The organism is Bradyrhizobium sp. AC87j1 (assembly GCF_002936975.1).
Taxonomy (GTDB): Bacteria; Pseudomonadota; Alphaproteobacteria; order Rhizobiales; family Xanthobacteraceae; genus Bradyrhizobium; species Bradyrhizobium shewense.
On record NZ_PTFE01000010.1, the window covers coordinates 18058 to 30424 of the forward strand.

The following is a 12367-nucleotide window of genomic DNA, read 5'->3' on the forward strand; positions in this document are numbered from 1 at the left end:
GTTGCGAGCGCGCGCCGCAGCGTCTCCCTGTGGTTATGGGTCCCGGGTTCGCGACTTCGTCGCGCCCCGGGACGACAGCGGAGTTTGTTGGTGCGATTACGCGCAACATCCGCAACACCAGCACCGGAACCATCTCTTCGCACCTGCACTCTCATCGTGAGAGCATGAAGACCTGCGGCCTTCGGTCATCCGAATTGTCGAGGCGGCATGCGGCCTTACCGGTTGCCTCCCTCAACTCGCGTGCTATCGTCGCGACAAACAGGCCGCAAAGGCCAAAAAGACTGATGTCCAGGGAGGATGAGCATGCGGAGCGTGTGGGCGCTCGCCGCAATGGCGGCGCTATCTGTGCTGACGGCCTCAACCACCACGCTCGCCGGCGAGCCCAAGCAGGGCGGCGTCCTGCGAATGTATCACCGCGACAGCCCGGCCAACGCATCGATCCTCGAAGGCGCGACCTATTCGGTCAACGTGCCGTTCATGGGCGTTTTCAATAATCTCGTCATTTACGACCAGCACATCGCGCAGAATAGTCCTGAGACCCTGAGGCCCGAACTGGCCGAAAGCTGGTCCTGGGGCAACGACAACAAGAAGCTGACGTTCAAGCTGCGCCAGGGCGTCAAATGGCATGACGGCAAGCCGTTCACATCGGCCGACGTCAAATGCACCTTCGATCTCCTGATGGGCAAATCGCAGCAGAAGCTTCGGCAGAATCCGCGCAAGGCCTGGTACAACGAAGTCAACGAGATCACGACGAGTGGCGATTTCGAGGTCTCGTTTGACCTGAAGCGGCCACAGCCGTCACTGCTGGCGATGCTCGCCTCCGGCTATACGCCGATCTATCCCTGCCACGTCTCGCCCGCGGACATGCGCACCCATCCGATCGGAACCGGGCCTTTCAAGTTCGTCGAGTTCAAGGCCAATGAATCGATCAAGCTGACGCGAAATCCGGACTATTGGAAGAAGGGCCTGCCCTATCTCGACGGCATCGAGTACACGATCATCACGAACCGCTCGACCGCGATCCTGGCGTTTGTCGCCGGCAAGTTCGACATGACCTTCCCAACTCACATCACGATCCCCCTCCTGAAGGACATCAAGTCGCAAGCGCCGAACGCGACTTGCGTCGTCGAGCCGACCAACGTTTCGACCAACATCATCGTCAATTCGACCTCGGCGCCGTTCGACAACATCGATATTCGTCGGGCGGTGGCGCTTGCACTCGACCGCAAGGCGTTCGTCGATATCCTGTTCGAAGGCCAGGCCGATATCGGCGGCACCATGCTGCCACAGCCCCAAGGCGTCTGGGGCATGCCCAAGGACAAGCTCGAGACCATTCCGGGCTATGGAAGGGACGTGAACGCGAACCGCGAGGACGCGAAGAAGCTGATGCAGAAGGCGGGCTACGGCCCCGACAAGCACCTCGCGGTGAAGGTCTCGACGCGCAATCTCGCGGAATATCGCGACCCCGCCGTGATCCTGATCGACCAGCTCAAGAGCATCTATATCGACGGCGAGCTCGACGTCGTCGAAACCGCGAACTGGTTCCCGAAAGTCGCGCGCAAGGACTACATGCTCGGCCTCAATCTGACCGGCAATTCCGTCGACGATCCCGACCAGTCCTTCTACGAAAACTATTCCTGCGGCTCGGAGCGGAACTACACCAATTACTGCAACAAGGAGATCGAGAAGCTGTTCGACGTGCAATCGCAGGAGACCGACACCAGCAAGCGCAAGCCGCTGGTCTGGGATATCGACAAGAAGCTGCAGGAGGATGTCGCCCGTCCGATCATCTTCCATGCACGGGCCGGCACGTGCTGGCAGCCCTACGTCAAGGGCATCACGATCATGTCGAACAGCTCCTATAACGGCTTTCGCTACGAGGACGCGTGGCTCGACAAGTAGCGCGGCAGGCTGAAGACTAGCGGCTCGCGGAGGGCGAAGGATGTTTGCCTATCTGGTGCGACGCCTGTTCCTGATGCTCGTGACCCTGTTCGGGATCTCGATCGTCATCTTCCTCCTGCTGCGCATCGTGCCCGGCAACATCGTCGACATCCTGTTCGCCGCGGCCGGCTATGTCGATCCCGCCGACAAGGCCAACCTGGAGAAGGAGCTCGGCATCGACCAGCCGCTGATCGTGCAATATTGGCACTGGATCAGCGGTTTTCTGCGCGGCGATTTTGGTTACTCCTACGTCTCCGAGAAGCCGGCGCTGCAGGAGATCCTGCCGCGGATCCCTATCACGGCGCGGCTCGCCGGCCTCGCGCTGTTGTTCTCGGTCTCGATTGGCATTCCGCTCGGCGTCATCAGCGCCGTGAAGCAGGGCACACGGCTGGATTACGCCTTGCGTGTCGTCAGCCTCAGCGGCTTGTCGCTGCCGTCGTTCTGGCTCGGCCTGCTCATCCTCACGGCGTCGGTGGCGATGTTCGGCCAGATGCCGATCTTCAACCCGAATCCGCAGACCTGGCTCGAGGCGTTCGCAACCTACGCCGTGCCGGCCGCCGCGGTCGGCTTCCGCAGCGCGGCGCTGACCATGCGCATCACGCGATCCTCGATGCTGGAGGTGCTGCGTCAGGACTACATCCGCACCGCGCGCGCCAAGGGCGCCTCCGATGCCGCCGTGAACTATCAGCACGCGCTGAAGAACGCGATCCTGCCCGTCATCACCGTGATCGGCATCGAGGCGGCGTTCCTGATCGGCGGCCTGATCGTCACCGAGACGGTGTTCAACATCCCCGGCGTCGCCCGCTTCCTGGTTGAGGCGATCCGCTGGCGCGACTATCCGATCGTGCAGAACCTCGTGATGCTGATCGCCGTCGTGGTGGTGAGCGCGAATTTCATCGTCGACATGCTCTACGCCGTGTTCGATCCGCGCATCAGGTACACGGATTAGGAGATCAATTTGGCCGCGATCGACTTCGACGTTGAACTGAGGCGGGCCGGCGCGCATGCGACCGGAGGCTGGCGCCGCGTGCTGTTTCTGGCACAGCGGCATGTGCTGGGCGCCGCCGGCCTCGTCATCATGACCGTGTTCGTGTTCACGGCCATCTTCGCCGATTTCATCGCGCGCTATGATCCCTTGTCGATCGATTCGGCCCGCGCTCTGGCCCGCCCGAGCCTGGCGCACTGGATGGGAACAGACTCCTTCGGCCGCGACGTGTTCAGCCGCATCATCCACGGCGCGCGGATCTCGCTTGCGGTCGGGATCGGCTCGACCGCGCTCGGTGGCACGATCGGCGTCATCGTCGGCCTCACCTCCGGCTATCTCTCGGGCTGGGTCGATCTCGTATTCCAGCGCGTCTCCGACGTCCTCCAGGCGCTGCCGTTGCTGGTGCTGGCGCTGGTGATGACGGCGGCACTCGGCCCGTCGCTGCCGAACGTGATCATTGCGATTGCCATTCCGCTGATCCCGACGGTCGCGCGTGTCATCCGCGCCAACACGCTGGCGCTGCGCGAACTCCCCTTCATCGAAGCCGCCAAGTCGATCGGCATGAGCGAAGTGCGCATTGCGCTCCGCCACGTGCTGCCGAACACGCTGGCGCCGCTGATCGTGCTCGCGACCGCGCAGCTCGGCTCGACCATCCTGACGGAAGCTTCCCTCTCCTTCCTCGGCCTCGGCATTCCCGAGCCGTATCCGTCTTGGGGCCGCATGCTCTCCGAGTCCGCCGCCGAATATGTCCGAACCGCGCCGTGGCTGGTTATCTTCCCGGGCATTGCGATCAGCCTCGCCGTGTTCGGCGCCAATCTGTTCGGCGACGCCCTGCGCGACATCCTGGATCCGAGGCAGCGCGGCTGATGACGGACAAATCCCACCTTGTGCTCGAAGTGAAGAACCTGAAAACGGTGTTCTTCACCAATTCCGGTTTGTTCAAGGCGGTCGACGACCTCTCCTTTACCGTCAAGCGCGGCGAGACACTGGCGATCGTCGGCGAATCCGGCTGCGGCAAGAGCGTCACCGCGCTGTCGCTGATGCGGCTGGTGCCCGATCCGCCCGGCCGCATCGTCGGCGGCTCCATCTCGCTCGAGGGCACCGATCTGCTGGCACTGGATGAAGCGGAGATGCGTGCCGTCAGGGGCAACCGCATCTCAATGATCTTCCAGGAGCCGATGACCTCGCTCAATCCGGTGATGCGGATCGGCGACCAGATCGTCGAGGCGGTGCGGCTGCACCGGAACATCCCGGCCAAAGAGGCCCGGAATATCGCCGTCGAGATGCTGCGCCTGGTCCGCATTCCCGAGCCGGCGCGGCGCGCGAAGGAATATCCGCATCAACTCTCCGGCGGCATGCGTCAGCGCGCGATGATCGCGATGGCGCTGGCCTGCCGGCCGGCGCTGCTGATCGCGGACGAGCCGACCACCGCGCTCGACGTCACCATCCAGGCGCAGATTTTGGCGCTGATCCTCGACCTGCAGAAGGAGCTCGGCACCGGGCTCGTGCTGATCACGCACGATCTCGGCGTGGTCGCGCAGACGGCGCAGCGCGTGATCGTGATGTATGCGGGCCGCAAGGTCGAGGAAGCCAGCGTCGAAGCGCTGTTCGCCGCCCCAAAGCATCCCTATACGCGCGGGCTGATGGCCTCGATCCCGGCGGTGCCGGCATCCGGCGTCCCGGCGCAGGCGCGGCTCAACGAAATTCCCGGCACCGTGCCGTCGCTTGTGCGGCTGCCGAAGGGCTGCGCCTTCGCACCGCGCTGCAAGCTCGCAATCAAGCGCTGCGAGGCCGAATATCCGCCGCTTGCGGATTGGGGCGGCGGACATCTTGCAGCCTGCTGGCGTGCGGCTGAAGTCGCGGAGGTGGCATGAGCGAAGTTCTGCTCGAAGTCACCAACCTCAAGAAGCACTACCCGGTGCGGGCCGGCGTATTGCGCAGGCAAGTTGGCACCGTGCACTCGGTCGACGGCGTCTCGTTCTCGGTTCATGCCGGCGAGACGCTCGGGCTCGTCGGCGAATCCGGTTGCGGCAAGTCGACGGTGGCGCGCAGCGTGTTGCGGCTGGTCGAGCCGACCTCGGGCCAGATTCGGCTCGACGGCGAGGACATCACCCATCTGTCCAAGGCGGACCTGCGGCCGCACCGGCGCTCGATGCAGATCGTGTTCCAGGACCCGTTTGCCTCGCTCAATCCGCGCATGACGGCCGGCGACATCGTCGGCGAGCCGCTTGCGGTGCACGGGCTGGCCAGCGGCAAGGAACTGGAGGCGCGGGTCGCGACGCTGTTCGAGCAGGTGGGCTTGCGAGCCGACCAGATGCACAACTTCCCGCATCAATTCTCCGGCGGCCAGCGCCAGCGCATCTGCATCGCGCGCGCGCTCGCACTCGAGCCGCGCCTGATCGTCTGCGACGAGCCGGTCTCCGCGCTCGACGTCTCGATCCAGGCGCAGGTGATCAACCTGCTGATCGACCTGCAGCGCCGGCACGGCTTCTCCTATCTCTTCATCGCGCACGACCTCGCCGTGGTCGCTCATATCAGCCATCGCGTCGCCGTGATGTATCTCGGCCGCATTGTCGAGATCGCAGGCAAGGACGAGCTGTTTCGCAATCCCAGGCACCCCTACACGCAGGCGCTGCTCGCCTCGGTGCCCGTGGCGAATCCGCTCGCGAAGAAGCTCGCGCCGCTGGTCGACGGCGATGTGCCGAGCCCGGTCAATCCGCCCTCAGGCTGCGCATTTCACACCCGCTGCCGGTTTGCGATGGAGCGTTGCAAGACAGAGCGGCCGGCGCTGCTGGACGCGGGCGATGGGCATCAGGTGGCGTGTCTGCTCAATGAGGGCACGGGGCGGAGCCAGTTGGCGCCAACGACCTGATCACCGGCCACGCCGCCAGCGCTGCGGCCAGGTGCTTGAGCGTGTGGCCCGAGACGATGTGTCCTGTCGCTTCGAAAATGAGCGCGTCACCGAGTTCGAAAAGCTTCGCCAGCACATAAAAGAAGATCACGCCGCCCAGCGGCACGCCGAGCGCACCAGGCCGCGGCCGCGTCAACGCCAGTGCCACGGCAAGCGCCATGCCGCCGAACTGCACGATCACCCATGGCGTGAGATTCTCGCGCGCCACCCAGGCAGCTAACAGGCCGGCCATCATCATCAGGACCAGCACCGCCTCGCCGGCGCGCACGCTGATGCGCTCACTGGCTGCAATGCCGAGAAATCCCGCGAACGCCACCGCCATGCCAAGACGATCGGCCACGAGCCGCTCCGGCATGTCGGGGTCCAGGTGATAGAAGCCAGATCCCAGGCAAGTGAGGATCAGGCCGACGAAAAGCCAACTTGCACCCACGGGCGCATCATGGCGGGCGCGCAGCCGCTCCGAACCCCAGACGCCCATCGCGAGAAAGGCGAGATTGCTCAGCACATCGCCGGCGTTGGGCACACCGAGCCAAGTGCGACTGTCGACGAAGTGCGGGACGTGCCAAGCGGCGGCGGGCAGTGCGGGAGCGAGGAGTGCCGACAGCGTCAGAACGCAGAGGGCCCCAATCAGGTATCTCTCGTGGAGTTGCGGGGCGGCCAACGAGAAGCGGCGGGCTACCGACGGGAGCGTCGGATTGGTCGCTTGGGCGGGATCATTGACGCGCAACATGCCGGCTCCAAATTGAACAATGTTCAATATTTGTAACTTGAAAATGAACGACGTTCAAGTTGAATTTCACCCCTCGCGCCGATATGCAATTAAACAACTGAGTTAACAGGGATTTTTGACCACCTACCAGGGTGCCGTAGGGTGGGCAAAGCGGAGCGTGCCCACGACTTTTCTGCGATTAGCGCGAGATGGTGGGCACGGCGCTTTGCGCCTTTGCCCACCCTACGAGACTGCCTTCGCCGCGCTAACCTGCCCCGATCTCGGCGACGATCCTGCCCGTCGTCACCTGCTCGCCTTCGGCGACGTCGATAGCCGCCACCACGCCGTCGACGCCGGCCTTGTGGACGTGCTCCATCTTCATCGCTTCCAGCGTCAGCACCGGTTGGCCGGCTTTGACACGGTCGCCCGGCTTGACCAGCACGGCGACGACGCGCCCGTTCATGGCGGCGCGCACCTTGCCGTCACCGCCATTGCTTGTGGCGGCCTTCGGCGCGGCGAGCGTGAGATCGGTGACCGCGAGCGGGATGCCGCGATGCTGGAGGTAGAGCCGGTCGCCGTCGCGCAGGAACTTTGCGCTGTCCATCACGCCATTGTGGCTGAAGCGGACGGCGTCGGAATCGAGTTGGTCGATCTCGAACTTGTCTTGCCGGCCGTGGGCGGCGACGGTGTAACTACCATCGCGCTCGCGCGTGACTTCGAGTTCGTATGTCTGACCGGCGATCTCGATCTTCGCTGGCAACGGAAAGGTGGCGGCGAGGCTCCGCCCGCCCTGCCATAACGGCGCGCGCGGGTTGGTGACATAGAGCAGCAGCCCCGCCAAAGCCGTATCGAAGGCCGCGTCCGCACGCGGCGCCAATAGCTCATCGCGATGCGCGCCGATGAAGGCCGTCGTCGCCTCGCCCTTGGCGAAGCCGGAGTGGCGCAGGCACGACATCAGGAACGCCTGGTTGGTGGTCACGCCAAAGGCCGTGAGCTGCTCCAGGCCGACGATCAGCTGCGCTCGCGCCTCCTCGCGGCTCGCGCCGTGACTGATGACCTTGGCGGTCATGGAATCGTAGAACGGCGGAATCTCCGAGCCCGATTGCATCGCGTGCTCGACGCGGACGCCATCTGGCACCTGCCAGCGCGCCATGCGGCCGGACTGCGGCATGAAGTCGTGCGCGGCATCTTCCGAGCAAAGCCGCACCTCGATGGCATGGCCGGCGAACTTGATATCCTGCTGCTTTATCGGCAGCGGCTCACCGCGCGCGACTCGCAGTTGCAGCTCGACGAGATCGAGCCCGGTGATGGCCTCGGTCACGGGATGCTCGACCTGGAGACGCGTATTCATCTCCATGAAGTAGAATTCGCCGTTTTCGTCGAGCAGGAATTCCAGCGTGCCGGCGCCCTCGTAACGCAGCGCCTTCACCGCGGCGACCGCGACGTCACCCATTTTCGCGCGCAGCTCCGGCGTCACGGCGGGCGACGGCGCCTCCTCGATCAGCTTCTGATGCCGCCGCTGCACCGAGCAGTCGCGCTCGCCGAGATGGATGGCGTTGCCGTGGCCGTCGCCGAACACCTGGATCTCGATGTGGCGGGGATTCTGGATGGCGCGTTCGAGGATCACCGTGGGATCGCCGAACGCGGCCTTGGCTTCGGAACGCGCGCTGCGCAGCGAATCGGGGAACGAAGCGGCGTCCGTCACGAGCCGCATGCCACGTCCACCGCCGCCGGCGACGGCCTTGATCATCACGGGGAAGCCGATCTCTTTGGCCTCCGCGAGCATGACCTCGTCACCCTGATCGGCGCCCTGATAGCCGGGCACGCAGGGGACGCCGGCCTTCTTCATGATCTCCTTGGCGCCGGCCTTGTTGCCCATCGCCTCGATCGCCTGTGGCGACGGGCCGATGAAGATCAGGCCGGCATCCTTGCAGGCTTGCGCAAAATCCTCGTTCTCGGCGAGGAAGCCGTAGCCGGGATGAACCGCATCCGCGCCGCTCGCTTTCGCCGCGGCGATGATCGCGGGGATGTTGAGATAGGATTGAGCCGGCAAGGCTTCGCCGATGCGCACGGCCTGGTCGGCCTGTTGCACGTGGAGTGCGTCACGGTCAGCATCCGAATAGACCGCGACGACGCCAAGGCCCAGCTGCCGCGCGCTGCGCATCACGCGAAGCGCGATCTCGCCACGATTGGCGACCAGGACCTTGACGAACGGCCGGTGCTGCACTGATCCGTTCCTCATGGGCGGGCCACCGAGAACTGCATGCGCTGCGGCGTCCGTGCGTCGCCTTCGCGGCAGATCGCGAGCACTTCGGACAGCACCGCGCGGGTGTCGCGCGGGTCGATCACGCCGTCGTCGAGCACGCGGGCACTGGTCGAGAACACGTCCATTTGGCCGTCGAACACGCCGATGATTTGCGCCTTCATCGCGTCGAGTTTTTCCTTTTCGACCGGCTTTCCGCGCCTCGCGGCAGCGGCTTCCGTCACGATAGCCATGGTTTCAGCCGCCTGCTCGCCGCCCATCACGGCGGTCTTGGCGTTGGGCCAGGAGAAGCAGAAGCGCGGATGGAAGCCGCGGCCGCACATGCCGTAATTGCCGGCGCCGAACGAGGCGCCGCAATAGATGGTGATCTGCGGCACCGTCGCCGAGGTCACCGCCTGGATCATCTTCGAGCCGTGCTTGATCATGCCGGCTTCTTCATAGGCTTTGCCGACCATGTAGCCGGTGGTGTTGTTGAGATAGAGGATCGGCGTGCGCGTCTGGCAGCACGCCTGAATGAAATGCGTCGCCTTGTTGGCGCCGGCGGGATCGAGCGGCCCGTTGTTGGTGATGATGCCGATCGCCTGTCCTTCGATGCGGGCGTGGCCGCAGACGGTGGCGGGGCCGTAATTCGGCGCCATCTCGGTGAAATCGGAATCGTCGACGATGCGTGCGATCACCTGCTTCATGTCGACGGAGCGTTTGTGGTCCATCGGCATGATGCCTAGCAGCTCGTCCTGGTCGTAGCGTGGCGGCTTGAATTCCGACGCCGTCCTGCCCGGCCGTTCCCATTCCAGCGCCGCCATGATCTCGCGCCCGATGCGCAGCGCATCGCGGTCGTCCTCGGCAAGATAATCGCCGAGACCAGAGACCTGGGTGTGCATCTCGGCGCCGCCGAGCTCCTCCTCGGTCGCGATCTCGCCGGTCGCGGCCTTCAGCAGCGGCGGCCCGGCGAGGAAGGCGCGGGTACGACCGCGGACCATGACGATATAGTCGGAGAGACCCGTCTGATAGGCGCCGCCGGCAGTCGAGGAGCCGTGCGTGACGGTGACGACGGGCAGGCCTGCCGCAGAGAGCCGCGCCAGATTGCGAAAGATGTTGCCGCCGCGGACAAAATCCTCGACGCGGTAGCGCAGCAGGTTGGCGCCGGCGCTTTCGACCAGTTGCACGTAAGGCAACTTGTTCTCCAGCGCGAGCTCCTGCACGCGCAGCGTCTTGTCGAGGCCGTAAGGCTGCAGCGCGCCGGCATCGATGCCGGAATCGCTGGCGCTGACCATGCAGCGGATGCCCGAGACGAAGCCGATGCCGGCGATGACGCCGCCGCCCGGCACGCTCTTGGCGGGATCCGATACGTCGAACATGTAGCCGGCGAGCGTGGACAGCTCGATGAAGGGCGCACCGGGATCAAGCACCAGCGCGACGCGCTCGCGCGGCAGCAGCTGCCCGCGCTTGTGGAAGCGATCCTTCGCTGCCGCCGACGCCGCGCGCGTGCGCTCTTCCAGCGCACGCATGCGGTCGATCAGGCCGAGCATACCGTCGCGGTTGGCGTGGTAGGCGGTGCTGCCGGGGGAGATAGTGTTTTCGAGAATGGACACAGTTTACTCCGTCATTCCGGGGCGATGCGCAGCATCGAACCCGGAATCTCGAGGTTCCGGGTTCGCGCTTCGCGCGCCCCGGAACGACCATGTTTGGCTAGCGATTCGTCCCAAAGATCTTCCGCGCCTCGGCCGGGCTTGCGATCTCGCGGCCAGCACGGCGGGCGCAGGCGGCGACGGCCTCGATCAGCTGGCCGTTCGACGTCACCTTCTTGCCGTCGGCGAGATAGAAAGTGTCCTCGAGACCGGTGCGCAGGTGGCCGCCGAGCTCGGCGCAACGCTGGTGCAGCGGCCAGATTTCCTCGCGGCCGATCGCGGTGACCTGAAAATGCGCCTCGGGACGTTTCAGCCTGATCAGGATCGGCAGCAGCTCCGGGTCCGAGGGCATTCCCGAAGCGACGCCCATCACAAAATTATATTCGAGCGGTCCCTTGTACATGCCGACCTGGGTGTACATGCCGACACAGCGGACGATGCCGACGTCGAAACATTCGAACTCGGGGATGGTGCCGACCGCGTTCATGACGTCGAGATAGTCCTTCACCTTCTCGACCGCGTTGTCGAACATCATCGGTGGCCAGGCCCAATTATTGTCGGCCTTCACCTTCAGATAATTCAGCGAGCCGGCGTTGCAGGCGGCGATCTCCGGCTTGGTCTCACGGATGCAGTCGAGCGCGCCGGAGTAGTTCGGTCCTGACACGCCCGAGGTGTGATTGATGATCACGCCGGGACAGGCTTCGCGGATCGCCTGCTGGATCTCCTTGCTGACGGCGACCTCCCAGGACGGCAGATGTCCCTTGCCCGGCGCCTGCTGACGCAGGTGGATGTGCATGACGGACGCACCGGCATCGAACGCAGCCTTGGCCTCGCGTGCCATCTGCTCGGGCGTAACCGGCACGTTGTGCTGCTTGGGGTCGGTGAGCACGCCGTTCAGCGCGCAGGTGATGACGGCCTTGTCGCTCATGCCTTGGATGTCTCGCACGTTGAGAATTCAACGCTTGCGATCATGGGATGGGCGGCATGCGGCTTCTTGCGCGGAGAAGCTGGAAAACACGACGAATTCGTAGGGTGGGCAAAGCGAAGCGTGCCCACCATCTTTGCCAGTTGCCGAGAAGTGGTGGGCACGGCGCAAGAGCGCCTTTGCCCACCCTACGAGAGCGAGCCTAACTCGCCTCTGCGAGCCGCACCGTCTCCGTGCTGCGATAGATCGCAAGGTCGCGCGAGCCGACGAAGATCGCGCGCGGCTTCAATCCGTAGAAGCGGCGGATCGAATGGCTGAAATGCGTGGAGTCGGGATAGCCGATGTCCTGCGCGAGATGGGCGAGGTTGAGGTCCTGGTTGGCGAAGTGCAGCAGATGCCGTGCGCGCTTCCAGGCGCGGAAGGAGCGGAACGAGATGCCGGTCTCTTCCTTGAACAGATGCAGGAAGCGCGAGGCCGAGAGCCCTGCTTCCGCCGCACAGGTGTCGGCCGTCACCGGCTCGCCGGTGAACCGCTCGATGCGGGCGACCGCCCGGGTCACGCGTGGATCGAGCGCGCGGCGGGCAAGCGCCTCGCCAAAGCACATCTCGTCGAACTCGGCGGTGGTGATGTCGCCATAGCGGCGCTGGCGCAGCAGCGCGTAGGCAGCGAGGATCTTGCGGGCATAGGTGGCCTTGTCCGGCCCCCGCAGCCGCTCGGCCAAGGCCTCGATCACGCCATCCGGCATGCTTTCCGGCTCGAGGGTCACGCTGATTGCAGTGCGGTAGTCGCTGGCGATGGAATGCCGCTGGTTCGGCAGGGTGACGATCAATTCGTCCGACGTGTGGACGTCGTCGATCGTCAGGTGCAGGCTGCCTTTCACCGCGACGTAGATATGGCAGCAGCCGGGGGTCCGCTTGCGAGGGCGGCCGAGCAGGCCGGCATAGAATACCCGCTCCGGCGTGATCAGCATCAGATGGTCGGATTCGCGACCTTTATCTTCCATTG

At 64.7% G+C, this 12367-nt stretch carries 10 protein-coding genes; 5 read left to right on the forward strand and 5 right to left on the reverse strand.

Annotation, left to right across the window (positions count from 1 at the left end):
* Positions 1–303: 303 nt before the first annotated feature.
* The 5 genes from CV770_RS08370 to CV770_RS08390 are packed head-to-tail and all read left to right on the forward strand — an operon-like array spanning position 304 to position 5798.
* A complete protein-coding gene (locus CV770_RS08370) occupies positions 304–1902 on the forward strand; it encodes an ABC transporter substrate-binding protein (protein ID WP_104462038.1) in 1599 nt (532 codons plus the stop codon).
* A gap of 40 nt (positions 1903–1942) precedes the next feature.
* Positions 1943–2890, forward strand: coding sequence for an ABC transporter permease (locus CV770_RS08375; protein WP_028139688.1), 948 nt, complete (start codon positions 1943–1945; stop codon positions 2888–2890).
* A gap of 9 nt (positions 2891–2899) precedes the next feature.
* The gene (locus tag CV770_RS08380) at positions 2900–3793 is read left to right on the forward strand and encodes an ABC transporter permease (RefSeq protein ID WP_091964335.1); all 894 of its coding nucleotides are present in this window, start codon (positions 2900–2902) and stop codon (positions 3791–3793) included.
* Positions 3793–4800: an ABC transporter ATP-binding protein gene (locus tag CV770_RS08385; RefSeq protein ID WP_104461985.1), complete on the forward strand. Its 1008-nt coding sequence runs from the start codon at positions 3793–3795 to the stop codon at positions 4798–4800. Before CV770_RS08380 ends, CV770_RS08385 begins: the two co-directional genes overlap by 1 nt.
* The gene (locus CV770_RS08390) at positions 4797–5798 is read left to right on the forward strand and encodes an ABC transporter ATP-binding protein (RefSeq protein ID WP_104461986.1); all 1002 of its coding nucleotides are present in this window, start codon (positions 4797–4799) and stop codon (positions 5796–5798) included. The genes CV770_RS08385 and CV770_RS08390 overlap by 4 nt, the downstream gene beginning before the upstream one ends.
* On the opposite strand, the gene CV770_RS08395 is transcribed toward CV770_RS08390, so the two are convergent.
* From CV770_RS08395 to CV770_RS08415, 5 genes are all read right to left on the reverse strand, one after another.
* Positions 5755–6567 (reverse strand): hypothetical protein, encoded by an 813-nt coding sequence (locus tag CV770_RS08395; RefSeq protein ID WP_104461987.1) that lies wholly within the window; start codon positions 6565–6567, stop codon positions 5755–5757. The genes CV770_RS08390 and CV770_RS08395 overlap by 44 nt on opposite strands.
* Positions 6568–6811: 244 nt before the next feature.
* A complete protein-coding gene (locus CV770_RS08400; protein ID WP_104461988.1) occupies positions 6812–8788 on the reverse strand; it encodes an acetyl-CoA carboxylase biotin carboxylase subunit in 1977 nt (658 codons plus the stop codon).
* Positions 8785–10401: an acyl-CoA carboxylase subunit beta gene (locus tag CV770_RS08405; RefSeq protein ID WP_104461989.1), complete on the reverse strand. Its 1617-nt coding sequence runs from the start codon at positions 10399–10401 to the stop codon at positions 8785–8787. Before CV770_RS08405 ends, CV770_RS08400 begins: the two co-directional genes overlap by 4 nt.
* 97 nt (positions 10402–10498) lie before the next feature.
* Positions 10499–11365 (reverse strand): beta-keto acid cleavage family enzyme, encoded by an 867-nt coding sequence (locus tag CV770_RS08410; protein WP_104461990.1) that lies wholly within the window; start codon positions 11363–11365, stop codon positions 10499–10501.
* A 199-nt stretch (positions 11366–11564) separates the two neighbouring features.
* Positions 11565–12365 carry a helix-turn-helix domain-containing protein gene (locus tag CV770_RS08415; protein WP_091964350.1) on the reverse strand — a complete coding sequence of 267 codons (801 nt, stop codon included), beginning with the start codon at positions 12363–12365 and terminating at the stop codon, positions 11565–11567.
* Between the last annotated feature and the right edge of the window lie 2 nt (positions 12366–12367).

Excerpts from the sequence above, each read along its gene's own strand:
- CV770_RS08395 (WP_104461987.1), bottom strand. The coding sequence starts at position 6,567 with ATGTTGCGCGTCAATGATCCCGCCCAAGCGACCAATCCGACGCTCCCG.
- CV770_RS08390 (WP_104461986.1), top strand. The coding sequence starts at position 4,797 with ATGAGCGAAGTTCTGCTCGAAGTCACCAACCTCAAGAAGCACTACCCG.
- CV770_RS08370 (WP_104462038.1), top strand. The coding sequence starts at position 304 with ATGCGGAGCGTGTGGGCGCTCGCCGCAATGGCGGCGCTATCTGTGCTG.
- CV770_RS08385 (WP_104461985.1), top strand. The coding sequence starts at position 3,793 with ATGACGGACAAATCCCACCTTGTGCTCGAAGTGAAGAACCTGAAAACG.
- CV770_RS08415 (WP_091964350.1), bottom strand. The coding sequence starts at position 12,365 with ATGGAAGATAAAGGTCGCGAATCCGACCATCTGATGCTGATCACGCCG.
- CV770_RS08410 (WP_104461990.1), bottom strand. The coding sequence starts at position 11,365 with ATGAGCGACAAGGCCGTCATCACCTGCGCGCTGAACGGCGTGCTCACC.
- CV770_RS08375 (WP_028139688.1), top strand. The coding sequence starts at position 1,943 with ATGTTTGCCTATCTGGTGCGACGCCTGTTCCTGATGCTCGTGACCCTG.
- CV770_RS08400 (WP_104461988.1), bottom strand. The coding sequence starts at position 8,788 with ATGAGGAACGGATCAGTGCAGCACCGGCCGTTCGTCAAGGTCCTGGTC.